18 protein-coding genes are annotated in these 21,851 nt (G+C 61.9%); 10 read left to right on the forward strand and 8 right to left on the reverse strand.

The window, feature by feature from the left end; translation table 11 throughout:
* The first annotated feature begins 145 nt into the window (after positions 1 to 145).
* Genes C6V82_RS16600 through C6V82_RS16615 form a run of 4 tightly spaced genes read left to right on the forward strand, consistent with a single transcriptional unit; the run spans position 146 to position 5,882 of the window.
* The gene (locus C6V82_RS16600) at positions 146 to 1,360 is read left to right on the forward strand and encodes a thiamine pyrophosphate-dependent dehydrogenase E1 component subunit alpha (RefSeq protein WP_102587346.1); all 1,215 of its coding nucleotides are present in this window, start codon (positions 146 to 148) and stop codon (positions 1,358 to 1,360) included.
* 1 nt (position 1,361) lies between these two features.
* Positions 1,362 to 2,339: an alpha-ketoacid dehydrogenase subunit beta gene (locus C6V82_RS16605; protein ID WP_102587347.1), complete on the forward strand. Its 978-nt coding sequence runs from the start codon at positions 1,362 to 1,364 to the stop codon at positions 2,337 to 2,339.
* A gap of 26 nt (positions 2,340 to 2,365) precedes the next feature.
* A complete protein-coding gene (locus C6V82_RS16610; RefSeq protein WP_102587348.1) occupies positions 2,366 to 3,997 on the forward strand; it encodes a dihydrolipoyllysine-residue acetyltransferase in 1,632 nt (543 codons plus the stop codon).
* A 10-nt stretch (positions 3,998 to 4,007) separates the two neighbouring features.
* Positions 4,008 to 5,882 (forward strand): protein kinase domain-containing protein, encoded by a 1,875-nt coding sequence (locus tag C6V82_RS16615; RefSeq protein WP_102587349.1) that lies wholly within the window; start codon positions 4,008 to 4,010, stop codon positions 5,880 to 5,882.
* Here the strand turns inward: C6V82_RS16615 and C6V82_RS16620 are convergent.
* The 3 genes from C6V82_RS16620 to C6V82_RS16630 are packed head-to-tail and all read right to left on the reverse strand — an operon-like array spanning position 5,879 to position 8,794.
* Positions 5,879 to 7,183, reverse strand: a complete 1,305-nt coding sequence (locus C6V82_RS16620) for a TRAP transporter large permease (RefSeq protein WP_102587350.1) — start codon at positions 7,181 to 7,183, stop codon at positions 5,879 to 5,881. The genes C6V82_RS16615 and C6V82_RS16620 overlap by 4 nt on opposite strands.
* Positions 7,184 to 7,204: 21 nt before the next feature.
* Complete coding sequence (locus C6V82_RS16625; protein WP_229843239.1) at positions 7,205 to 7,798, reverse strand: TRAP transporter small permease; 594 nt, start codon at positions 7,796 to 7,798, stop codon at positions 7,205 to 7,207.
* A gap of 51 nt (positions 7,799 to 7,849) precedes the next feature.
* Complete coding sequence (locus C6V82_RS16630) at positions 7,850 to 8,794, reverse strand: TRAP transporter substrate-binding protein (protein WP_229843243.1); 945 nt, start codon at positions 8,792 to 8,794, stop codon at positions 7,850 to 7,852.
* Between the two features lie 287 nt (positions 8,795 to 9,081).
* Here C6V82_RS16630 and C6V82_RS16635 point away from each other — a divergent pair, with 287 nt between their 5' ends.
* Entirely contained in the window at positions 9,082 to 9,837 is a 756-nt protein-coding gene (locus C6V82_RS16635; protein ID WP_102587351.1) for a 5-oxoprolinase subunit PxpA, read from the forward strand.
* An 89-nt stretch (positions 9,838 to 9,926) separates the two neighbouring features.
* On the opposite strand, the gene C6V82_RS16640 is transcribed toward C6V82_RS16635, so the two are convergent.
* Complete coding sequence (locus tag C6V82_RS16640; protein ID WP_102587352.1) at positions 9,927 to 10,139, reverse strand: hypothetical protein; 213 nt, start codon at positions 10,137 to 10,139, stop codon at positions 9,927 to 9,929.
* Positions 10,140 to 10,380: 241 nt separating this feature from the next.
* A complete protein-coding gene (gene csiR / locus C6V82_RS16645; RefSeq protein ID WP_102587353.1) occupies positions 10,381 to 11,082 on the reverse strand; it encodes a DNA-binding transcriptional regulator CsiR in 702 nt (233 codons plus the stop codon).
* Between the two features lie 163 nt (positions 11,083 to 11,245).
* Here csiR and lhgO point away from each other — a divergent pair, with 163 nt between their 5' ends.
* On the forward strand, positions 11,246 to 12,442 hold the full coding sequence (gene lhgO, locus C6V82_RS16650; RefSeq protein WP_102587354.1) for an L-2-hydroxyglutarate oxidase: 1,197 nt from the start codon (positions 11,246 to 11,248) through the stop codon (positions 12,440 to 12,442).
* Between the two features lie 31 nt (positions 12,443 to 12,473).
* Here lhgO and C6V82_RS16655 read toward each other — a convergent pair whose 3' ends face one another.
* Both C6V82_RS16655 and C6V82_RS16660 read right to left on the reverse strand, forming a co-directional pair.
* A complete protein-coding gene (locus tag C6V82_RS16655; RefSeq protein WP_102587355.1) occupies positions 12,474 to 13,289 on the reverse strand; it encodes an IclR family transcriptional regulator in 816 nt (271 codons plus the stop codon).
* A 36-nt stretch (positions 13,290 to 13,325) separates the two neighbouring features.
* Positions 13,326 to 14,237 (reverse strand): LysR family transcriptional regulator, encoded by a 912-nt coding sequence (locus C6V82_RS16660; RefSeq protein WP_102587356.1) that lies wholly within the window; start codon positions 14,235 to 14,237, stop codon positions 13,326 to 13,328.
* Positions 14,238 to 14,375: 138 nt separating this feature from the next.
* On the opposite strand from C6V82_RS16660, the gene C6V82_RS16665 reads away from it, so the two are divergent.
* From C6V82_RS16665 to C6V82_RS16680, 4 genes are all read left to right on the forward strand, one after another.
* Positions 14,376 to 16,145: an acyl-CoA dehydrogenase family protein gene (locus C6V82_RS16665; RefSeq protein WP_102587357.1), complete on the forward strand. Its 1,770-nt coding sequence runs from the start codon at positions 14,376 to 14,378 to the stop codon at positions 16,143 to 16,145.
* Positions 16,142 to 17,335 (forward strand): CaiB/BaiF CoA transferase family protein, encoded by a 1,194-nt coding sequence (locus C6V82_RS16670; protein ID WP_102587358.1) that lies wholly within the window; start codon positions 16,142 to 16,144, stop codon positions 17,333 to 17,335. Before C6V82_RS16665 ends, C6V82_RS16670 begins: the two co-directional genes overlap by 4 nt.
* A gap of 86 nt (positions 17,336 to 17,421) precedes the next feature.
* Positions 17,422 to 18,552 carry a TAXI family TRAP transporter solute-binding subunit gene (locus C6V82_RS16675; protein ID WP_102587359.1) on the forward strand — a complete coding sequence of 377 codons (1,131 nt, stop codon included), beginning with the start codon at positions 17,422 to 17,424 and terminating at the stop codon, positions 18,550 to 18,552.
* Between the two features lie 51 nt (positions 18,553 to 18,603).
* Positions 18,604 to 20,541, forward strand: coding sequence for a TRAP transporter permease (locus C6V82_RS16680; protein WP_229843240.1), 1,938 nt, complete (start codon positions 18,604 to 18,606; stop codon positions 20,539 to 20,541).
* A gap of 96 nt (positions 20,542 to 20,637) precedes the next feature.
* Here the strand turns inward: C6V82_RS16680 and C6V82_RS16685 are convergent, their stop codons facing one another.
* Positions 20,638 to 21,846: a 3-oxoadipyl-CoA thiolase gene (locus tag C6V82_RS16685; RefSeq protein ID WP_102587360.1), complete on the reverse strand. Its 1,209-nt coding sequence runs from the start codon at positions 21,844 to 21,846 to the stop codon at positions 20,638 to 20,640.
* Positions 21,847 to 21,851 lie beyond the last annotated feature (5 nt).

Below are 21,851 nucleotides of genomic sequence, written 5' to 3' on the forward strand. Positions count from 1 at the left end.
AGCCTTGATGGCATCTTACGTTAACGTCAACTACTGTGACGTTGGTGATGAGCTGGAGAAAAGCTCTGGCAGCTGGCTACAGTAGGAACAACACTGCCCTCACAAGGGGCGGATGTGCTCCTGCCACCACCCTAGGACCAGGACAATGACAAGCCAACAAGATATCCATACACCGGAATTCCTGACCGGTGACGAGTTCAGCATTCCCACCTTTCGCCTGTTGAAACAGGATGGCAGCCTTTTCGAGGGTGCCACGGCGCCCGAGCTCGATCGTGACCAGGCGTTGCGAATCTACCAGGCCATGGTGACCACGCGTGTCCTCGATGAGCGGATGATGGCGGCCCAGCGGCAGGGCCGGCTCAGTTTCTACATGCAGTGCACTGGCGAAGAGGCGGCGGTGATTGGTGCTACCGCCGCCCTGGAAGACGCCGACATGATCATGGCTCAGTACCGCGAGCAGGGGGCGCTGGTCTACCGCGGCTTCACCTACGATGAGTTCATGAATCAGCTGTTCGGTAATGAGCTGGATTACGGCAAGGGCCGCCAGATGCCGATTCACTACGGCTCCCGCAAGCTGCACTACATGACCATCTCCTCGCCACTGGCCACCCAGATTCCTCAGGCGGCCGGTTACGCCTATGGCCAGAAGCTGGCGGGTGAAGGGCACTGCACGATCACCTTCTTCGGTGAGGGTGCCGCCTCGGAAGGGGATTTTCATGCCGCGCTGAATATGGCCTCGGTGCATGAGGTGCCGGTGATCTTCTTCTGCCGCAACAATGGCTATGCGATCTCCACGCCGTCCATCGAGCAGTTCGCCGCCGATGGCATCGCACCGCGTGCCTATGGGTACCGCATGCACGTGATTCGTGTCGACGGCAACGACATCCTGGCCGTGCTGGCGGCGACCCGTGCCGCACGACGTATCGCCGTGGAGCACAACAAGCCGGTATTGATCGAGGCGATGACCTACCGTCTGGCTGCCCACTCCTCCTCGGATGACCCCTCGGGCTACCGGTCGAAGAAAGAGGAGGAAGCCTGGCGCGAGAAGGATCCGCTCCTGCGCATGCGGCTGTGGCTGATCGCCCACGAGTGGTGGAGCGAGGAGCAGGAGAAGGCCCTTCAGGAGGAATTGCGTCGGGAAGTGCTTGAAACCATGAAGCGTGCCGAGAAGCGTCCGCCGCCGCCGCTGGACAGCCTGGTCACCGATGTCTATGCCGACGTCACGCCGGCCTTGCAGCGCCAGCTCGATCGCTTGAAGACCCATATCCGCCAGTATCCCGACAGCTACCCGCGTGGCGCCAGTTCCCTGGACCCGGATGTCGCGGTCGGTGACGATGCCGCCACCGAAGGAGACGCCTGACATGCCGACCATGAACATGCTGCAGGCCATCAACAACGCCCTGGACATCGCCATGGCGGAAGATGAAAAGGTGTTGTGCTTCGGGGAAGACGTCGGCATCTTCGGTGGCGTGTTCCGCGCCACCAGCCATTTGCAGGAAAAGTATGGCCGCGCGCGTTGCTTCAATACGCCGCTGGTGGAGCAGGGGATCATCGGCTTTGCCAATGGTCTGGCGGCCCAGGGCTCTGTTCCTGTGGCGGAAATCCAGTTTGCCGACTATATCTTTCCGGCCTTCGACCAGATCGTCAACGAGACCGCCAAGTTCCGTTATCGCTCGGGTGATCTGTTCAATGTCGGTGGGCTGACCATCCGCGCCCCCTATGGTGGCGGCATCTCCGGCGGGCTTTACCACTCGCAATCGCCTGAGGCCTATTTCGCCCACACGCCTGGGCTCAAGGTGGTGATTCCACGCAACCCCTACCAGGCCAAAGGGCTGTTGCTGTCGGCGATTCGTGACCCCGACCCGGTGCTGTTCTTCGAGCCCAAGCGGTTGTATCGCGCTTCCACCGGCGAGGTGCCGGAGGAGGATTACCAGTTGCCGATCGGCGAAGCCGAGGTGACCCGCGAGGGCAGCGATATCACCGTGCTTGGCTGGGGCGCTCAGATGGAAGTGATCGAGCGTGCGGTGGCACTCGCCGAGAAGGAGGGTATCTCCTGCGAGGTGATCGACCTGCGTTCGATCCTGCCCTGGGACGAAGACACCGTCGCGGAATCGGTGCTCAAGACCGGCCGCCTGCTGATCACCCACGAGGCCCCGCTGACCGGCGGCTTCGCCGGCGAGATTGCCGCCACCATCGCCGAACGCTGCTTCCTTTACCTGGAGTCCCCCATCAGCCGGGTGACCGGGCTGGATACGCCTTTCCCGCTAACCCTGGAGAAGGAGTATCTACCCGACCACTTGAAGATCTTCGAAGCGATCAAGGCCTGCGTGGCTTTCTGAGTCGGTATTGGACAGGAGTGAGTGACATGAGTGATTTCATGCTGCCCGATATCGGTGAAGGTATCGTGGAGTGCGAGGTGGTGGAGTGGCGCGTGGCCGAGGGCGATGTGATCGAGGAAGACCAGCCGGTGGTCGAGGTGATGACTGACAAGGCACTGGTCGAGATCACCGCGCCACAAGCCGGTCGGGTGACGCGGTTGTATGTACCCAAGGGCGAGATCGCCAAGGTGCATGCGCCGCTCTATGCCTACGAGGTCGAAGGTGCCATGCCAGCACCCGAAACCGCCACCGAGACCCCGGTGGTGCAGCCAAAAGTAGTGCAGCCAAAAGTAGCGCAGCCCCAGGTCGCGGCGCGCGACTTCATCCTGCCGGATATCGGTGAGGGTATCGTCGAGTGTGAAGTGGTCGAATGGCGGGTCAGTGAAGGAGAGACCATCGCCGAGGACCAGCCGGTCGTCGATGTGATGACCGACAAGGCACTGGTCGAGATCACCGCACCAGAGGCCGGGGTGGTAAGCAAGCTGCATGTCGGGAAGGGCGAGATTGCCAAGGTGCATGCGCCGCTTTATGCCTACCAGCCCGAAGGTACCGAGGCGTCGTTAGAGGAACCGCAGGCAGTGGCCAGGCAAGCTTCCACTGCGGCTAACCCGCCATCGCCGGCTGCCGATGCCAAGGTTGTCCGCCAGGGTCACCGGTCAGGCGAGTCACCTGCCGGGGTCGAGACTGGCCGCGGTCCTTATGGAAGAATTCCCGCCGCACCGGCGGTACGCCGTTTGCTGCGTGAGCATGAGCTGACCCTCGACGAGGTACCGGGCACCGGCAAGCAAGGCCGGGTGCTGAAGGACGATGTGCAGCGTTACCTGGACGCCGGTGGCAAGGCCACCCGTGTGCAACAACCTGACACGACAGCGCCGGGCGCCGACAACGCCGCAGCGGCCGAACCCATCACCCAGGGCGGCAAGGTGGAACCCCTGCGTGGCGTGCGCGCGGTGATGGCACGGCGCATGGTCGAGGCTGCCACCACCATCCCGCACTTCCAGTATGGCGAGGAGATCGATGTCACCGCGCTGCTGGCGCTACGCGAACGCCTCAAGCCGCTGGCGGAGGCGGAAAATACCCGGCTGACGCTGATGCCGCTGTTCATGAAGGCCATGGCGCTGGCGGTGAAGGCCCATCCGATCCTCAATGCGAGGCTCAATGACGAGGCCACCGAGATTCATTACCAGGATTCGGTGAACATCGGCATGGCGGTGGATAGCCGCGCCGGGTTGATGGTGCCCAACGTCAAGGGGGTCGAGCGCCGCACCCTGCTCGAGGTGGCGGCCGAGATCCAGCGTCTCACCGAAGATGCCCGTGCTGGCCGGGTCGCCCAGCAGGATCTCAAGGGCGGCACCATCAGTATCTCGAATATCGGGGCACTGGGCGGCACCTATGCCGCGCCCATCATCAACGCGCCCGAGGTAGCCATCGTGGCGATCGGCAAGACCCAGTGGTTGCCACGCTTCGATGAACATGGCGAGGTGACCCGGCGGGCGATCATGACGATCACCTGGTCGGGGGATCACCGCATCATCGATGGTGGCACCATCGCCCGCTTCTGCAATGCCTGGAAGGGCTACTTGGAAGCGCCGGAGACGATGCTTCTGCATCTGGGCTGAGGCGGATGCGATGAGCCAGCCCCCTCTGCAGCAGTTCTATATCCCGGAAGAGCAGTCGATCTATCTGCTCAGCCACGGCGATGCCCGCAAGCTCAAGGCTTGGGTGGCGCTGTGCCAGGCCCAGCTCGAGCAGCTGGGCTACCGGGAGATAGCATTGATCGGCAAGGGGGCCTACGGTTTCGTGTTCGCCGGGCTCACGGCGCTAGGTGACCGCTACGTGTTCAAGTTCACGCGCGTCACCCTGCCGGCGCACCTTCAGGAGCGCCTCGAAGAAGAGGCGTTCATGCTGGAGCAGGTCGACCACCCACGGGTGCCGAAGTTGATTGCCTACCAGCGGGTCCGCAACCAGTCGATCCTGGTGATGCAGCGTGCGCCTGGGCTCAACCTTGAAGAAGTGTCGCTTCGTGAAGGCCGTCTGCCGCCACGCCTGGTGGTCCGCATCGCCGATCAACTGGCCGACATTCTGCGCGCACTGCGTCGCGAGAACGGCCCATCGTTACGCCCCATCGTGCATGGCGACATCAAGCCCTCGAATCTGGTATTCGATGGCGACAGGGAAACCATTGCGTTGATCGACTGGGGCTCGTCGGTGTTCGCCCAACTGGATGCTAATCAGCAGTTCGTGGCGGCCAACGTCATGGAACTGATGTCGGATAATCTGCAGCAGACCAACGCCCGCCTGGGCGATGTCTATTTCATTGGCGAGGAGCAGCTCAATGGTGCGCTCTCCTCGCCACGCTTCGACGAGCAGGGCGCCGCCGGTACCCTCTACGCACTAGCCTCGGCGCAGTCTTGCCGGTTCGGACATCGGGCCATTCCGGCCACCTCGCTTGGCCTTCCGGTGGAATTCGCCCGCATGCTGGATGGCATGCTCGATCCGGATCCGGCCGTTCGCTTGCGTGCCGGTGACCATTTCATCGAGGCGATGCCACGCATGGCACGTGTTGTGATGATTGATCTACCTGAGCCGCCTATCCACGCCCTGGTGCCGGTGTGGGTACGTCCACTGGTACGCGAGATCGATACCGTGGTGTACAGCTCGCGCAAGGCGTTCCTGCGCGAGGAAGGCGGACGCGAGACCCTCAGCGACGTCAACGATGTGCAGCTGGATCGCTACTACAAGAACTTCATGCAAGGGATGGGCGAGACCGAGAAGGCGTTTCTGGCATCGGTCAGTCGCCTGGGTCGCTATCCGGTGGTGGGAGGGTTGGCGGTGCGTTGGGAGGCCGAGGGGGTCTACATCGACACCTCGCTCAACCTGCATGACCAGAGTCTGCGTCCCGCCTTCCTCGCCGCGGTCAACAACATGGTCCATCTGGCCCGAGCGATCTATCGTCAGGGCATCTTCAAGAGCTGTCTGTTCAATGCGCGCGACACGCTTCACCTGGACCGCGAGGGCCCGGACCAGCCCTTCGCGCGGATGCCTGGCATGCGGCTCGCCTACGAGGTCAGCGCGGTACCCGAACTCGAAGACCGTAGCCGGCTGCACAGCTACTTCGAGGACGGCCCGGACCCCGAGGAGTTTCTGGTACTGCCGGAGGCGATCATCACCTCGCTTGAAGCGCTCAACGACATTCACCATACCGGCATGATCATCTTCGAGGCGCTACCCGAGCACCTCAAGATCCACAGCTATTACCGGCTGCTTGACCCTTCCCGTGAAGGCGAGTTCCAGCGCCGCCTGGAGGATATCCTCGACGCGGTGGGGCTGATCGAGGGGCTGGGGGTCTCCGGGTTCATGAAGATGCCCTACAAGGACACTCGCTTCTTTGCCCACGTCGAACGTCAGCCCGAACGTTTCTATCCCCGCGACCCGCGCGCGGCACTGCGCGACACCAGTGCCGTCGATAAGCGGGCTGGCGCGGTGGGGCCACCCAGCGGCTAGCGAGTCATCGCCGTGGGCAGGTACAGCGCGATCTGTGGAAACAGGTGCATGATGGCGATCGCCAGCAGCATCAACAGGAAGAATGGCAGGGTGGCGCGAGTGATGGTGATGATGTCCTTGCCGGTGAGGCCCTGTATCACGAACAGGTTGAAACCCACGGGTGGGGTGATCTGCGACATCTCGACCACCACCACCAGGTAGATCCCGAACCAGATCAGATCGAAACCGGCGACCTCGATCAGCGGCATGATGATCGCGGTGACCAGCAGGATCAGCGAAATACCATCGAGAAAGCAGCCCATCACCAGCAGTAGCAGGGTCAGTGCGATCAGCAGCAGGGTAGGTGACAGCCCCATCTCGCCAATCGCGCGGGCCAGTTGCATCGGTACTTGGGTGAAACCCATGGCGGAGGTCAGAAACGAGGCCCCGGCGATGATGAAGGCGATCATGCAGGCGGTGCGCACCGCTGCGAACAACGAATCCTTGAAGATTGTCGTGTTGAACTGGCCATTCAGCCTGGCGATCACTATCGACAGCACCACCCCCACGGCGGCGGCCTCGGTGGGCGAGGCAAGCCCGCCGTAGATCGACACGATGATGCCGCCGATCAATACCAGAATCGGAATCAGTGACCAGGTGTGGCGAAGGCGTTCGGCAAAGCTCATGCCGGATTCATCCTCGCCGGTCAGGCCCAGACGATCGCCCTTGAGCAGTGCCCAGCCCACCAGATAGCCGGTGAACATCAGCAGGATCATCAGGCCAGGGCCGATGCCGGCCATGAACAGGCGCGAGATCGATTGTTCAGTGACCACACCATAGACGATCAGCATGATCGAAGGCGGAATCAACAGGCCCAGGGTCGAGGCACTCGCCAGGGTGCCAATCGCCATCTGGCTGTCGTAGCCGCGTCGCTCCAGTTCCGGTAGCGTCATCTTGCCGACCGTGGCGCAGGTGGCCGCCGAGGAGCCGCACACCGCCGCAAACATGCCGCTGCCGATGATGTTGGTGTGCAGCAGCCGCCCGGGAATCCGGTTGAGCCACGGCGAAAGCCCACGGAACATGTTATCGGCAAGCCCAGAACGGAACAGGATCTCGCCCATCCAGATGAACATTGGCAGGGCGGTGAGATCCCAGCCGTAGCTGGCGCCCCAGAAGTCCGAGGCCAGGATCGGGCCGGGGTCGAAGGTACTGAAGAATGCCAGCGCCACCCAGGCGGTGCCGATCAGCGAGAAGGCGATCCACACCCCGCTGCCAAGCAACAGCGCAAGCGTGATCAGGGTGGCCAGACTGAGCATCAGCATGGCGAAGTCTCCGGTGGCACGTCAGGAAGGGGTGTTGTCGTCGGGCGCTTCGGGGTCACGAAAGCTCGCCGGGTCGCGGACAGCGATCTTGAGCGTCATCGCCAGAGCCTCGAGCAGTGCCAGGCAAAGCAGGCCAACGCCGATGGTCAGGATGGCCTGCGGAATCCACAGCGGGATCGATATGAACCCGGATGAGACGTCGTTGAATTCGATGCTTTCCATGATCAGGGAGATCAGCCCCTTGCCAAGCACCACGCTGATGGTCAGGGCGACGAGCAAGCCAAACACCTCGAACCACACGCGAAGTCTCGTGGGCAACCGGGTGATTACCAGGGTCATGCGGATGTGCGCATGATGAACGAAGGTGTAGGCAAGCCCCAGGAAGGTGGCCCCCACCAGCAGGTAGGCGGCGATTTCCGAGACACCGGTGATACTGATGCCCAGTCGCCCGAGACCGACGAGCACAAGCAAGGCATCGATGACCCGAAAACCGACCTGCAGGGCGATCAACGCGCAGATCGTGACCATGCAGGTCGCCGCCCCTATGGCACCGAATCGGTAGAGCGCGTTGAACTTGAAGGCGCTGGCCTCGTCTGTCGAGGGTGTGGCGTTCATGGCGTTTCCTCAAGGCACGCGCGGCCCAGAAAGGGTCGCGCGTGGGTGAGATTACTGCTCGTCCAGTGAGTCGCGATATTCGTCGAGTACCGCCTTGGCGTCGTCACTGGCACGCGATTGCCAATCCTCGAACAGGGTGTCGCCCGCTTCCTGCAGGGCGGCCGCCACCTCGTCGTTGGGCGTTGTCACTGTGATGCCGTTCTCCCGCAACGCGTCGAGACTGGCCTCGTTGTCGTCACGGCTCATTTGCCAACCGCGCTCTTCGGCTTCCGCCGCGGCGTCAAGTACCGCCTGCTGGGTTTCATCGTCAAGCTGGTCGAAGGTCCGCTTGTTGACGAACACGATGTTCTTCGGCAGCCACAGGTTGGCCTCGGTGTAATGGGACAGGTAGTCCCAGGCGGTCATCGAATTGCCGGTGGAGCTGGAGGTGATCATGGCATCCACACGCCCGGTGCTGAAGGCGGTGGGAATGTCGGATTCCTCCGTTTCGGTGGGGCTACCGCCCAGATTCTGAACGAAGCGCTGGGTATTGATGTTGGGCGCGCGAACCCTCAGGCCCTCGAACTGGTCGGGATCCTCGAGCGGCTCGGCGGTGTAGATGCCCTGGGCTGGCCATGTCACTGCGTATAACGGCATCAACCCCTCCTCGGCGAAGATGTCGGTAATCATCGGCTTGGTGGCCTGCCACAACGCCAAGGCCTGTTCGTAGCTTCCCGCGACGCCCGGGAGCGTGTCGATCTCGAAGATGGGATCATCGTTGGACAGGGTCGAGAGGAATATCTCGCCAACCTGCACGGTGCCGCGGCGCACCGAGGGTTTGATCTCGCCATGGGCGATCAACGAGCCGCCGCTGTGTACGGTGATCGTGACCTCGCCATCGGTCGCCTCGGCGACATCCTCGGCGAATTGCTTGTTGTTCTCGGTGTGGAAGCTGGCGTCGCCATAGGGGGTCGCCATGTTCCATTCCGCGGCCTGTGCAGCACTGGCAACACCCATCAGGGTGACGAGCAGTAGTGGAGTAAAGCGCACATGAGGGATGAAAACGGTGGGAAACAACACAGTGGTGAAGCGCTGCGTCTGCATGGGAGAACTCCAGTGGTTGTCGAGTTTGTTGTGGCCTCTCATAACACCTTGGAGTGTAGCGGCTCCTGCCGTTGATAATCCGCTGACGGTGTTTTCTGGCGGAATTCGGCTTGGCGCGGTGGCAGCGGGTTTTCTATAGTCTAGGGCCTGTGCACTCGGGCTTGGACAAGCCCTGCATGCCTATCATGACGGGAGATACAATGAACATTCCGCTGCTCAACTGTGACATGGGCGAAAGTTTCGGAAACTGGACGCTTGGATTGGATGCCGAGGTGATGCCGTACGTGGACTGCGCCAACATCGCCTGTGGTTATCATGCCTCCGATCCGCATGTCATGCGACGCACCGTGGCGTTGGCGGTCCAGCACTCGGTCAAGATCGGCGCACATCCAGCCTACCCGGACCTGATGGGGTTTGGCCGACGCTCAATGGCCTGCACGCCCGCCGAGGTGGAAGATATGGTGCTCTATCAAATCGGCGCGCTGGCGGGTATCTGCCGTGCCGAGGGCACCGCCCCTGGTTATGTCAAACCCCACGGGGCGCTCTATAACGATATGGCCCGCGACAGTGCGCTGCTGGAGGGGGTACTGCGTGCGGTGAGGGCATTCGACGCCAACCTGCCGGTCATGGTGATGGCCACCGCCGATACCTCTGCGAGTCGGTTGCTTGCCGAGGAAATGGGCATGACGCTGTGGTTCGAGACCTTTGCCGATCGCGCCTATGATACCAACGGCCATTTGGCTTCCAGGCGTCTGCCCGGCGCAGTGCATCATGATCAGGAGACGATCGTTGCCCAGGCTGTGTCGCTTGCTAGGGGAGAAGCACAGACCACGCTCGATGGAACAGAGCTGACGCTTGCCTGTGACACGATCTGCGTGCATGGCGACAACCCTGAATCGGTAGCCGCCGTGCGAGCCATTCGCCAGGCGCTGGTCGACCTGGAAGGGCAGCGTTGAAGCTTAGCGTACAAGTAAGCCCAGCAGTGATGAGCGCAGGGCGTCGTGTCAGGTGTCAGGTGTCAGGTGACAGGAAAGTGACATGCGACTCAGGCGCCCAGGCCACTCTCGCGCAGGAGCTGGTCTATCGAACGCTCGGTGTGTGGGGGTGGCGCTGTCTCGATCATCAGATGTGTCTCGAGACTCGTGACCGATTCGCGAACGCAGCGCTCGATAAGTTCGGCCTTGCCAAGGCCCGTCAACTCGGAGAGACGTTCCAGGCGCATTTCGAGATCACGTGGGAAGCGCAGCAGATGTGGCATGGTGTATCTCCTTGATCGAGGTTCGTCGTCCGATACTGTGGGTGCGATTCGACAACGCGCCGGGCGGAACTCGAGGCGACAAGTTACGTGTTATTGAAGCGAGGTGTTCGCGTAGGCTCGTTTCTCTATTGTAATATAAAGTTACCGGCAGCGATGTTCAGTGTCGCTGACCCAGGTGACGAACGCGTGACACCGCGACGATCACTGCCCGGGTTTCTTGTCCGGGCTTAAGGAATGGGCCTCACGCCAGGCCCTGACGCGTCATCACCTCGATGATGATCGGTACCGGGGTCATCAGGTGATCACGCATCATGCGTGATGCGCGGGGGGCGTCGCGGGCCAGGATGATCTCGACCAATGCCGCGTGCTCTTGTCGCTTGGTTTCGAGGGCTTGATCGGAGAACACCGTCTCGCGCAGCCATAGGTGGCGATAACGCTCGACCTGGTCGAACAGACTCTGGCGTACTTGCAGCAGGTGGGGTGAAAGGCAGCCGTTGGCGATGGCGGTGTGGTAGGCCTGGTGACGGGCATCCCAGACATCTAGCAGCTCATCAGGGGAGTTGACTTCCATGACCTTGGACAAAGTGTGGGCGCGCGCCAGTATTTCCGCCTCCCAGGCATCATCACCGCGTTCGATGGCAAGCTCCAGTACCAGACCTTCGAGCTGCGCGCGTGCATCGTAGAGGTCATTGAGTTCGGCGATCGACATCGGTGCGACACGGTAGCCGCGCTGGCTGATGGCCACCACCAGGCGCTCCGCGACCAGTTGCGACAGCGCCTCGCGCAGTGGCCCCACACCGAGTTCATAGTGCGCTTTAAGACGGCTCATCAGGAGCTTTTCACCGGGCTTGAAGACGCCTCGAATGATGTCTTTCTTCAGCCAGTGATAGGCGCTGATGCCGAGGTTCTGCCTTGGCGAGCTATCCGTTTTTGTGCTTTGCATTGATGTCCTGCCCCTGGCGCGACCATTCCCTGTGATTGCTGGCTATCTTAGCCGAACATCGCCATTTCTGATAACACCTGGCCAGTCTGGGTGATTGATGGCAATTCGTTCCATCGGTGGCTATTCTGGCCTTCCAAGACTCCCCGTTACCGTGAGGTTTAACGTGTTCGACTTCATCATCATCGGCGGCGGCATCCTCGGCATGTCCACCGCCATGCAGCTCGCCGAACGTTTTCCGGACCGCAAGCTGCTGTTGCTGGAGAAGGAAGACGGGCCGGCGCGCCACCAGAGCGGCCATAACAGCGGGGTGATTCACGCCGGGGTCTACTACACGCCGGGAAGCCTCAAGGCGCGTTTTTGTCTGGAAGGCAACCGCGCCACCAAGGCGTTCTGCAACGCCCATGACATCCCCTTCGATGAATGCGGAAAACTGCTGGTCGCCACCAACGAGCTCGAGATGCGGCGCATGGGGGCGCTGTGGGAGCGTACCGCCGCCAACGGACTCGAACGAGAGTGGCTGGATAGTGAAGCACTGCGCGAACGCGAGCCGAACATCAAAGGACTCGGCGCCATCTTCGTTCCCTCGACGGGGATCGTCGACTACGCCCGGGTCACCCAGGCGATGGCCGATGAGTGCGAGCGTCGCGGCGCACAGCTTTCCTTCGGCCATCGCGTAAAGGCTATCGACGAGCGTTACGGTGAGGTAGTGGTCAAGACGAGCCAGGGCGATTTCAGCGGCCGTTACCTGATTTCATGTGCCGGCTTGATGGCCGACAGGGTGGTCAAGATGCTGGGCCGGGACCCGGGATTCACCATCTGCCCGTTTCGCGGCGAATACTACCGGCTCCCCGAACAGCATAATCACATCGTCAATCACCTGATCTATCCAATTCCCGACCCCGGCATGCCGTTTCTCGGTGTGCATCTGACCCGCATGATCGATGGCAGCGTGACGGTGGGGCCCAATGCGGTGCTGGCCTTGAAGCGTGAAGGGTATCGCAAGACGGATGTGTCGTTGTCCGACATGGCACGGATGTTCACCAATCCCGGCATTCTCAAGGCGCTCACGTCTCACCTGAAGCCGGGGTTGACGGAGATGCGCAACTCGCTGTTCAAGTCGGGATATCTCGAACAAGTGCGCAAGTACTGCCCGAGCCTGACGCTCGAGGATCTTGGTGACTACCCCGCTGGCGTGCGTGCCCAGGCGGTAGGCCGCGATGGCCGGCTCGTCGATGACTTCCTGTTCGTCAACACCCGGCGCACCGTGAACGTCTGCAATGCGCCGTCACCCGCCGCCACCTCGGCGATTCCCATCGGCGGCCATATCGTCGCCAAGGTCGCCGAGCAGGTGGAGTGGTGAGGATGGTCGCTCGAATGCCGATCGATGGAGATCAGGTTGGCAGCCTGGCGGGTTCGAACTCCTGCCGGATACGCCTGGCAACCTCGATCAGCCGAGGGCCGAGATTCTCGACGAGCACCTCGTGCGTCAGCCTCAACCCGGAACCACCGCAGTTGATGGCCATGACCTCGGCGCCACCTTCGAGTTCCAGCGGCATGGCCACGGCACTGACCTCTTGTTGCCAGTCTCCCTCGGAGAGGCAGAAGCCATAACGCTGATACTCCTCAAGGCTCTTGTTCAAGCCGGCCTCCATCCGAGGCCAGTCGTCGCCATGGGTATCCTTCAATTCGGCCAATACGTGCCGGCGGCGCTCCGCGGAGATGCCGCACAGCCAGGCGCGGCCGATCGCCGAGGTTGCCATGGGCAGGCGTGAGCCGACTTCGAGGCGCATGATCAGCGGGCCACTGCCATGACAGGTCTCCAGGTACATCATCGAGGTGCGATCCGCGGTACCCAGACTGACGTTGCAGTCGGTAGCATCGGCCAGTCGCTGCAGGTGGGGACGGGCAATATCGCGGATGCCCATATTGGCGAGATAACGATAGCCCAGTGCCAGCACACCCGCTCCCAGGCGGTACTTCTCTAGGTGTCGGTCATGTTGCAGATAGCCCAGCAAGGTGAGGGTGTAGGTCAGCCGCGAGACCGACGGTCGGGGGATGCCGGTACGGCGGGATAGCTCGGCATTGCCGAGATACTCCTCGCCTGCGCCGAAGGCGCGCAGCAATTCCAGGCCTCGGCCCAGGGCCGTGACGAAGTTGCGATCCTTGCCAGAGGTGTCGTCGTCATCGGAGGCGGTAGGGTGCTTCATGCAGGATATCCCAGGTTAGATCACGAATTGCGGAATCTAGTATCGCATATCGGGGAATGTTTGCCTGCAGGAGGTCCTGACACTATCGATCAGCAGGTCGCGGTTGGCGTTGGAGGCTTCGGTGAGCCAGATACACTGCGACTGGTGCCTGACATCCATATCGGCCAAGGGCAGGAAGACCACGTTCGTGAACATGGAACCCGCCAATGCCTGGGGTACCAGCGCCACGCCCATGCCATGGGCGATCAGCGCCACAATCGTCAGCCAGTGCGAGACCTCGTGCTTGATCGAGGGTGTCTGGTCGGCGATGTGAAACAGGCTGACGATCCGATCGTAGTAGTGGGGCGCCAACTTGCGGTTGAACATTACCAGCGGCTCACCTACCAGATCGCTGATCGACAGGGCGTCTCGAGATGACAGTGGATGATACCGAGGCAGACAGCAGAGAAACGGCTCATCGGCGATGGTGATGGCTGACAGCGTCTCGGGAAGCGGTATGGAGTGGATAAAGCCGATTTCGAGTTGACCGGCTTCGATGGCCGCGATCTGCTCGGCGGAGTTGCGCTCCATCAGTTGAATATCTATTCCCGGGTGGGACGCTTGAAGGGCTTTGAGAGCCGTCGGCAACTGACGAAATAGCATCGCGGGGGTGAAGCCGACCCTCACCAGCCCCGAGGCGCTGGCAGCAATGCGCCTGACCAGCGTCCGGGACTCCGTTAGTTGCTCCAACATACGACGTGCCTGGCGCTGAAAGGCCTCTCCCGCGGATGTCAATGCGACATGCTTGCTGCTTCTCTCGAGCAACTGGACTCCCAGTTCTTCCTCTAGTTGGCGCAGGCTAGCGCTCAGCGGAGGCTGCGAGATATGCAAACGCTTGGCGGCGTGTCCGAAGTGCAGCTCTTCGGTGAGCACCAGGAAATAGCGTAACTGGCGAAAGGTGATGGCCATCAGTGGACTCCAGGGGTGGTGCTTCGGTGCGAGGTTTAACAATCTTATTTACTGTATCGTTGGTTCGTAAAGTTGTATTGGATGCCCCCTAATCCTCCTCCTAGTATTCAGAAAAATAAATCAGAGAGGAGGCGTTCCATGACAGCGAACGTTCATCGCAACATCCCTGACAACCGTGGCCATAACGCCTATACCAGTGACCCCGAGCTTGGCCGTCTGCTGAAAATCTATATGGAGCCGGCGCTGAGTGAGCACCTTGCCCCTGCCTTTCAGGAACTCGGCGCCCTGGTCGGCGACGAGCTGGAGACACTGGCCCTGGAGGCCGACAGGCATCCGCCGGTGCTTCATTTGCGCAGCCGCAATGGGGCCGATGCCCAGCGGATCGACAAGCACCCTGCCTATCGTCGACTGGAGTACTTTGCCTACTCACACTTCGGGTTGGCGGCCATGTCCCACCGGGGAGGCGTTCTCGATTGGCCGGAGCCGCTGCCGCCGATCGTCAAGTACGGACTGACCTTTCTGTTTGTTCAAGCGGAATTCGGGTTGTGCTGCCCGCTGAGCATGACCGATTCGCTTACCCGCACACTACGCAAGTTTGGAAATCCTGAGCTAGTCGAACGCTACATCACCAACCTCACATCTCAGGATGAGGTGACGCATTTTCAGGGCGCCATGTTCATGACCGAACAAGACGCCGGCTCCGATGTGGGCGCCATCACCACCGAAGCGCGCTTCGAGGAGGGCGCATGGCGGTTGTATGGCGACAAGTGGTTTTGCTCCAACCCGGATGCGGCCCTGGCCATGGTGCTGGCACGCCCTCAAGGGGGGGAGACGGGTACCCGCGGCTTGACGCTGTTCCTGCTGCCACGCCACCTCGAGGACGGCAGCCTCAACCACTATCGAATCCTGCGTCTCAAGGACAAGTTGGGGACGCGCTCGATGGCCAGCGGCGAAATCGTGATGGAGGGTGCCGTGGCTCATGTGGTCGGTGAGCAGGGCAAGGGTTTCAAGCACATGACCGACATGATCAACATGTCGCGTCTTTCCAATGGCGTGCGCTCCGCTGGCCTGATGCGTCGCTCGGTCAACGAGGCGTTGTTCATTGCCCGCCACCGTAGCGCCTTCGGGCGTCAACTGATCGAACTGCCGCTGATGCAGCGGCAACTGGTGAAAATGCTGGTCAGTGCCGAGCAGGGACGCAGCATGGTTTTCCATACCGCCGATTGCCTGAGGCGTGCCGATGGCGGTGATTGTGAAGCCGCCAAGCTACTGCGCATCCTCACGCCGCTGATCAAGTTCCGTACCACACGGGATGCCCGCAAGGTGGCAGGCGATGGCATGGAGGTGCGGGGTGGCTGCGGCTATATCGAGGAGTGGTCGGACGCACGGGTGCTACGCGATGCCCACCTCGGCTCCATCTGGGAGGGCACCAGCAACATCGTTGCCCTCGACGTGTTCCGAGCCATTCGCCGTGAGCAGACCCTGCCCGTGCTCTACCCCTATCTGGAGCGTCTGCTTGGCGAAGCCAATCTGGATGAACAGACGCATGCCTTGTTCAAGACCCTGCTGGGCAGGGCGGTGGGTGCCGCCGAGCAGGTGGCTGAAGGACCCGACAACGAGTCAGAGGTGCGGCGCATTGCCAGTGCCCTCTACCACGTGACCTCGGCGGTTTTATTGGCCTGGGAGTCGGCGTTGCTGGGTGGCGACGTTCGGCGCCTGGCCCTGGCCAAGTTGGTGTTACAGCACAAATTGGTGCCACAGGATCCTCTCGGGGTGTGGGCACCGGAGGGTAGCGCAGTGGCGACACTGTTGGATGAGACGCCAATGGATCGTCAGGTGATGCGTCGCCTGGTCGATGATCGCGCTCTGGCGCGGGCCGCAGGTCTCTCCGAGGAGGTGCTGGCATGAACGGATTTTCTTCTGCCCTCGATGGTATTCGCGTCATCGACTTGAGCAGGGTGTTGGGAGGACCTTACGGCACCCAGGTACTGGGTGATTACGGCGCGGATGTGATCAAGGTCGAGCCTCCCTCGGGGGATGAGACCCGGGGTTGGGGCCCACCCTTTGCTGAAGACGCGGCTTCTTACTTCCACGGCCTCAATCGCAGCAAGCGTGGCATGGCGCTGGATCTACGCCAGCCGGAGGGCAAGGCGCTGCTGCTGGAAATGCTCGAGGGAGCCGATGTACTGGTGGAGAATTTCAAGCCGGGAACCCTGGAGAAATGGGGGCTGAGCTATGAGGTGCTCAAGGCTCGCTTTCCGGGCTTGATCCACTGTCGGGTCAGCGGTTTCGGAGCCGATGGTCCACTAGGCGGCCTGCCTGGCTACGATGCCGTGATTCAGGCGATGTCAGGGTTAATGAGCGTCAATGGCGAGTCCGGGGGTGAGCCGCTAAGGATCGGCCTGCCGGTGGTGGATATTGTGACTGGTCTCAATGCGGTGATCGGCATCACCTTGGCCTTGTACGAGCGCCAGCGTAGCGGTGAGGGGCAGTTCGTCGAAGCGGCATTATTCGATTCGGGGCTTTCCTTGATGCACCCGCATTTTCCCAATGTCTTCTACGGTGGGCCCGAGCCGCGGCGCACTGGCAATGCGCATCCCAATATCGCCCCCTACGAAGTGTACCGCACCGGCACCCAGCCCGTGTTCCTCGCGGTGGGTAACCATACCCAGTTCGTCAGGCTATGCGAGGTGCTGGGTTGCCCGGGGCTGTCCGATGATCCCCGCTTCGTCGATAACGGCGCTCGACTTGGGCATCGTGATGCGCTTCGCGAGGCGCTCGAGACGGCCATGCAACGCCTGGATGGGCGCGAACTGGCCGACCGGCTGATAGGTGCTGGGGTGCCATGCGGCCCGGTACTGGCCACGCAGGAGGTGCTTGCGCACCCGCATACCAAGCATCGCGAAATGCTCATCGAGATCGGCGCCTACAAGGGCACCGGCTCGCCGATCAAGTTAGGCCGCACGCCCTCGCGATACGAACGTCCGCCCCCCCGGTTCGCCGAGCATACCGACGAGATTCTCGCCGAACTGGGACTCTCGCCGGCCAGAGTGGCCGAACTGCGTGCTCGGGGGGTCATTCCAGAGGTGGGCGGCTGAACGATAGCCGCCCACCACCACAACCCACCACCACAACGATCAGCACCACAATGATCAGCACCAACAACAAATAGAGGTAGCATGCCATGAAATACCAGACACTCACCGCCGGCCTGATCGCCGCATCCCTGATGGCGTTGGGCGGGAATGCCCATGCCCAAGGCCTCCCCGATACCATGACCTGGACCGCCTATGACGTCGGGTCACAGGGCCACTCGGAGGCATCCGCCATTGCCGATGCCTTCGGTCGCGCCCACAACAGTCGTATCCGTATCCAGCCCGCGGGGTCGGCCATTGGCCGCCTGCAACCGTTGGTGGCCGGCCGAGCTGACTACGCCTACCTGGCCACGGAATCCTTCTTTGCGTCGGAGGGAATCCATGATTTTGCCGAGCGACGCTGGGGGCCTCAGGACCTGCGCGCCGTGGCGGGCCGCCCCTCCACCTTCGGTGTCCCCTCGGCGGCGGATGCCGATATCCATACCCTGGAAGACCTGCGTGGCAAGCGTGTCGCCTACGTGGCCGGCAATCCATCGGTCAACGTCAAGTGCGACGCCATCCTGGCCTTTGGCGGTCTCACCCGAGACGACGTCGATGCGGTGATGTTCCCCACTCATGGCGCAGCCATGAGCTCGATGGTTCAGAACCAGGCCGATGCCGCCTGTACCACCACCACCGCCAGTCAGCTGTATGAGTTGGAAGAGTCCTCCCGCGGTATCCGTTGGGTCGATATACCGGCAGATGACGAACAGGGCTGGCAACGAATGAACCGTGTGGCGCCGGTCTTCCAACCCTTCCAGGAGACCATCGGTGCCGGGCTCTCGGAAACATCCCCGGCCAACATGCTGGCCTATCGCTATCCGATCATCGTGGCCTTGGGTAACAAGAGTGATGATGAGGTGTATGAGTTCGTCAAGGCCCTGGATGAGACCTATGACCTCTACAAGGATGCCACCTCGGCGATTCATCGCTGGCGCATCGAGGATGCCGGAGCGCCACCCATTGATATTCCTTTCCATGCCGGCGCGATCCGCTACCTGGAAGAGCAGGGCATCTGGGACGAGGAGATGCAAGCCTGGAACCATGCCCGTCTGGCCAGGCTCGAGGCACTGAGTGATGCCTGGTCCCAGGTACGCGAAGAGGGCGATGGCCTGGACGAGGAGGCTTTCGCGGCTCGCTGGAACGAGCGTCGCGAGCAAGTGCTGTCTGAGCTGCCGTGATGCCATGGCCGGGGTGTATGCCCCGGCCCTTCCTTATCAAGGGTCCTGACCATGAGCGAAATCAACAACCAACGCTTGAATGGCATGTCTCGAGGCGTCGTGATGGCCTTGGGTCTCACTGGTCTGATGATGGCCATCAACCAGACCTTTGCCCTGAAACTGTTGGGCTTCTACCCGATAGGCAATGCCTTCCTCTACTATCTGATCGGCATCTTCCTTGCGGCGGCACTGCTCTGCTTTCCGGCCCGCAAGGCCGATGTCAACCGATTGCCCTGGTACGACTGGCTGCTGGCCACGACTGCCCTTGGCTGTTCCATTTACCTGGGTGTCAACGGCTTGCGCATGACCCAGGAGGGGTGGGAATTCTTCGCGCCGATCGAGGCCACCATGACGGCATCACTGACCCTGTTGCTGGTGCTGGAAGGTGTCAGGCGCTGCGGTGGCTGGGCGATCTTCGCGGTGGCCCTGGTGTTCGGCCTCTATCCCCTCTATGCCGACCATATGCCTGGTTTCCTGTGGAGCAACTCCTTCGCCCTGGACGAGACGATACGCGCCCATGTGATGGGGGCAGAAAGCATCATCGGCGTGCCCATGCAGGTGGTGGCCAACCTGATCATCGGCTTCGTGGTGTTCGGCATCGCCTTGACCGTCACCGGTGGCGGTGATTTCTTCATGAACTTCGCGACCGCACTGATGGGCAAGAGTCGTGGCGGGCCTGCCAAGGTGGCGGTGATTTCGAGCGCCTTCATGGGAAGCCTCTCGGGCAGTGCGGTCTCCAATATCCTGACCACCGGCACGATCACCATTCCCGCCATGAAACGCAGTGGCTACTCCGCCGAATATGCCGCCGCAGTGGAAGCCTGTTCCTCCACCGGGGGAACCCTGATGCCACCCGTGATGGGGGCGGTGGCCTTCATCATGGCCTCCTTCCTTGGAGTGAGCTATGGCGAGGTGATGATGGCGGCGCTGTTGCCGGCCATTCTCTTTTATCTGGCATTGTTGCTGCAGGTCGATAACTACGCGGCTCGCAAGGGGCTGAAGGGAATGCAACCCGAGGAAATTCCCCGGGTACTCGATACCTTGAAGTCCGGCTGGCCGTACCTGCTTAGTCTGGCGGTACTGATCTACATGCTGCTGGTGATGCGCATGGAGAGCCATGCGCCCTATTACGCCACTCTGGTGTTGCTGGTGATCTCGCTGTTTCGACGTCATCAGCGTCTTAGTGTGCGCAAGGGGCTCGACTTCATGTACCAGCTTGCGCATAACATCGGCAATCTGGTGGCGATCCTGGCGGGTATTGGCCTGGTGGTGGGGGGGCTTTCCTACACTGGCGTGGCAGGTTCCTTCTCGCGCGAGTTGCTGCTTTATGCCGGAGGCAGCATACCGCTGATGCTGGCGGCGGGTGCGGTGACCAGCTTTGTGCTGGGCATGGGCATGACGGTGAGTGCCTGCTACATCTTCCTGTCGATTCTGCTGGCGCCTGCATTGGTGGCGGCGGGGCTTAACCCGTTGGGCAGCCACCTGTTCATTCTCTACTGGGGCATGCTGTCTTACATCACGCCGCCAGTCGCTCTGGCAGCGATCACCGCCGCGGGCGTGGCTGGAGCCAGCAATACCCGTACCAGTCTGCATGCCGTGCGCCTGGGTGGGGTGCTTTTCGTGCTGCCGTTTCTGTTCGTGCTCAATCCGGCGCTGATCCTGCAGGGGCCCGTGGATCGGATTGTGCTGTCATCACTCACCGCCATCACCGCGATCTGGCTGGTAGCCGCCTCGATGGAGGGCTATCTGTATCGGGTCGGCAACATCAAGCACCTGGCTCGATTGGTCTTGCTGTTGGCGGCGGCACTGTTGATCTATCCCGAATGGATCAGCGACCTGATCGGGTTGACCCTGTTGGGCTGTTGCTACCTGGCGCATCGAGTGGCTTGGCGCCGTTTGCCCACAGACCGCCCTCACGATGGACTCGAGAGGCAAACCGAGGGTCGTTGAGCATCGTGCCGAGCAGGGAATGAAACGCAGCTACTAAGCCGCCGCCCCCCTGAGGAGCGGCGGCGTTGTCGGGCGTTCCCGTTCGCCTTCGGGGTGTCAGTGATCCAGTCGTTCGATGATGGCTGCGATGCCTTGGCCGACGCCAATGCACATGGTCACCAAGGCGAAGCGACCACCACTGGCCTCCAACTGGCGGAGGGCGGTCAGCGCCAGGCGAGCCCCTGACGCGCCCAGTGGGTGGCCGATGGCGATGGCACCACCGTTGATGTTCAGGCGGCTGTCGTCCGCCGATAGCCCGAGTTGCTTGACGCAGCCCAGTACCTGCACCGCGAAGGCCTCGTTGATCTCGATCACATCCATCTGGTCGAGGGTCATGCCGGCTCGCGCCAATACCTTCTGTGATGCGGGTGCCGGCCCCAGGCCCATGACGCGGGGCGCCACACCGGCCACGGCTCCCGCCACGATGCGTGCCCGTGGTCTGACCCCGGCGTTTTCTCCCGCCTGGCGACTGCCGACGATCAGGGCGGCGGCCCCATCGTTGAGACCCGAGGCGTTACCGGCGGTGACAACACCACCCTCGAACAGCGGCGACAGTCGGCCCAGCTTGTCGGCATCGGTGCCAGGCCGTGGATGTTCATCCTTGTCGATCGCGAGCGGGGGCTGCTTGCGGCCCTGGGGCACCTCGATGGCGAGGATCTCCCCGTCATAAAAGCCCTGGCTCAGGGCAGTGGCGTACCGGGCCTGGGAGCGCGCCGCGAAGGCATCACTCGCGTCGCGTCCCAGTGCCAGGTCCTTTGCCACGTTGTCGGCTGTCTCCGGCATGCTGTGGCTACCATAGACTTGACCGATCCAGGGATTGGGAAAGCGCGAACCGATCACGGTGTCATAAAGGGGCTGATTGCGGGCAAATGCCGCATCGGCCTTGCCCAGCACATAGGGCGCCCGCGACATCGACTCCACTCCCCCGGCCAGGAACAGCTCACCTTCGCCGAGTCGGGTCGCGCGCGCGGCATCGATCACCGCGGCCAGGCCGCTGCCGCACAGACGATTGACGGTCTGCCCGGCAACCTCGACGGGAAGACCGGCCAGCAGCGCACCGTGGCGGGCCACGTTGCGAGAATCCTCGCCGGCCTGGTTGGTGCAGCCGGCCAACACTTCCTCGAAGTCCTCGGGGGCGAAGCCGTTGCGCTCGACGAGGGCCTTCAAGGTCCGGCCGAGCAGATCATCGGGGCGCACGCTGGCCAGACTGCCGCCGTGGCGACCGAAGGGGGTACGAATACCGTCGTAGATGAAGGCGTCTTGCATGGGAG

It is taken from the genome of Halomonas urumqiensis (assembly GCF_003028575.1).
Classification (GTDB): domain Bacteria; phylum Pseudomonadota; class Gammaproteobacteria; order Pseudomonadales; family Halomonadaceae; genus Halomonas; species Halomonas urumqiensis.

Excerpts from the sequence above, each read along its gene's own strand:
- C6V82_RS16635 (WP_102587351.1), top strand. The coding sequence starts at position 9,082 with ATGAACATTCCGCTGCTCAACTGTGACATGGGCGAAAGTTTCGGAAAC.
- C6V82_RS16670 (WP_102587358.1), top strand. The coding sequence starts at position 16,142 with ATGAACGGATTTTCTTCTGCCCTCGATGGTATTCGCGTCATCGACTTG.
- C6V82_RS16680 (WP_229843240.1), top strand. The coding sequence starts at position 18,604 with ATGAGCGAAATCAACAACCAACGCTTGAATGGCATGTCTCGAGGCGTC.
- C6V82_RS16600 (WP_102587346.1), top strand. The coding sequence starts at position 146 with ATGACAAGCCAACAAGATATCCATACACCGGAATTCCTGACCGGTGAC.
- C6V82_RS16685 (WP_102587360.1), bottom strand. The coding sequence starts at position 21,846 with ATGCAAGACGCCTTCATCTACGACGGTATTCGTACCCCCTTCGGTCGC.
- C6V82_RS16615 (WP_102587349.1), top strand. The coding sequence starts at position 4,008 with ATGAGCCAGCCCCCTCTGCAGCAGTTCTATATCCCGGAAGAGCAGTCG.
- C6V82_RS16605 (WP_102587347.1), top strand. The coding sequence starts at position 1,362 with ATGCCGACCATGAACATGCTGCAGGCCATCAACAACGCCCTGGACATC.
- csiR (WP_102587353.1), bottom strand. The coding sequence starts at position 11,082 with ATGCAAAGCACAAAAACGGATAGCTCGCCAAGGCAGAACCTCGGCATC.
- C6V82_RS16655 (WP_102587355.1), bottom strand. The coding sequence starts at position 13,289 with ATGAAGCACCCTACCGCCTCCGATGACGACGACACCTCTGGCAAGGAT.
- C6V82_RS16675 (WP_102587359.1), top strand. The coding sequence starts at position 17,422 with ATGAAATACCAGACACTCACCGCCGGCCTGATCGCCGCATCCCTGATG.
- C6V82_RS16630 (WP_229843243.1), bottom strand. The coding sequence starts at position 8,794 with ATGGGTGTTGCCAGTGCTGCACAGGCCGCGGAATGGAACATGGCGACC.
- C6V82_RS16610 (WP_102587348.1), top strand. The coding sequence starts at position 2,366 with ATGAGTGATTTCATGCTGCCCGATATCGGTGAAGGTATCGTGGAGTGC.
- C6V82_RS16620 (WP_102587350.1), bottom strand. The coding sequence starts at position 7,183 with ATGCTGATGCTCAGTCTGGCCACCCTGATCACGCTTGCGCTGTTGCTT.
- C6V82_RS16625 (WP_229843239.1), bottom strand. The coding sequence starts at position 7,798 with ATGAACGCCACACCCTCGACAGACGAGGCCAGCGCCTTCAAGTTCAAC.
- C6V82_RS16640 (WP_102587352.1), bottom strand. The coding sequence starts at position 10,139 with ATGCCACATCTGCTGCGCTTCCCACGTGATCTCGAAATGCGCCTGGAA.
- C6V82_RS16665 (WP_102587357.1), top strand. The coding sequence starts at position 14,376 with ATGACAGCGAACGTTCATCGCAACATCCCTGACAACCGTGGCCATAAC.
- C6V82_RS16660 (WP_102587356.1), bottom strand. The coding sequence starts at position 14,237 with ATGGCCATCACCTTTCGCCAGTTACGCTATTTCCTGGTGCTCACCGAA.